The organism is Vibrio sp. Vb0598, from assembly GCF_033338935.1.
In the GTDB taxonomy this organism is placed as follows: Bacteria; Pseudomonadota; Gammaproteobacteria; order Enterobacterales; family Vibrionaceae; genus Vibrio; species Vibrio alginolyticus.
The window spans coordinates 1-1,206 of record NZ_JAWOTP010000188.1 but is presented as its reverse complement, the minus strand read 5'-3'; the positions used below and the strand labels follow the sequence as shown (position 1 = coordinate 1,206).

2 protein-coding genes are annotated in these 1,206 nt (G+C 45.3%); one reads left to right on the top strand and one right to left on the bottom strand.

Features of this window, described 5'->3' with window-relative positions; translation table 11 throughout:
* The coding region (locus tag R7Q38_RS23975) for a TolC family protein (protein ID WP_318114557.1) at positions 1–540 on the top strand (540 nt) is incomplete at its 5' end.
* A 209-nt stretch (positions 541–749) separates the two neighbouring features.
* Here R7Q38_RS23975 and rfaE2 read toward each other — a convergent pair.
* The coding region (gene rfaE2 / locus R7Q38_RS23970) for a D-glycero-beta-D-manno-heptose 1-phosphate adenylyltransferase (protein WP_318114555.1) at positions 750–1,206 on the bottom strand (457 nt) is incomplete at its 5' end.

The following is a 1,206-nucleotide window of genomic DNA, read 5'->3' as shown; positions in this document are numbered from 1 at the left end:
CCAACGTTATCTCTAGATGGTGGTTACAACTACGGAGATTATTCAGGCACAGAAAGTAACTACAACAGTGGCCTTGGCCGTAATGCAAATAGTGACCGTACAAGCGACGGCTTCAATATTGGCGTTAACCTAGCAGTGCCACTTTACACTGGCGGCAACGTGACATCACAAACCAAACAAGCTGAGTTTGCGTACGTTGCAGCAAGCGAAGATCTTGAAGCTCAGTACCGTAGCGTAGTGAAAGATGTTCGTGCACAAAACAACAACATCAACGCTTCTATTGGTGCGTTAAAAGCGTATGAGCAATCGGTAGTTTCAGCGAGATCTGCGCTAGAAGCGACAGAAGCAGGTTTTGATGTAGGTACTCGTACTATCGTTGATGTTCTAGACGCAACTCGTCGCCTATACGATGCGAACAAAAACCTTTCAGATGCTCGTTACAACTACATCCTGAGCGTTCTTCAGCTTCGCCAAGCGGTTGGTACACTAAGCGAACAAGACATCTTGGATGTGGATGCAGGTTTGAAACCAGCGAAATAACGTTCAGTTATACAATGAAATTAAAACGCCAGTTGATTCAATTGGCGTTTTTTGTTGTCTATCATTCGATGCAAATTACCTAACATTGTGCGCCTAGCGATTATCTCGCAAATGCATTGCTATACCAGAACGTAGAACAGCAAGCATAAAAAAACAAAAAGGCCGCTTTGCAGCGACCTTCCAGATAGTATTGTTCAAAGCAGTAAGGCTTAGCCTTTGCCGCCTTTAATTGCATTGATGATTTCGCTGGTTGAGCAACCATCTTCAAAGTTCAAAACACGAACTTCACCACCTGCTGCAATCACTTCTTTACCACCGGCAATCTCTTCTGGTTTGTAGTCACCGCCTTTAACTAACATGCTTGGCAGCACTTCAGAGATCAGACGCTGTGGCGTATCTTCACTAAACGGTACAACCCAGTCAACTGCACCTAAACCTGCCAATACTGCCATACGGCGATCGGTTGGGTTTACCGGACGACCAGGGCCTTTTAAACGCTTTACAGACTCATCGGTATTTACTGCGACAATTAGGCGATCACCTAGCTCAGCAGCATGATTAAGGTAAGACACATGACCAGCGTGAAGAATATCAAAACAGCCATTGGTCATGACGACTTTCTCGCCACGAGCGCGTGCTTTTTTCACCGCTTCAATCAGTGCTTTT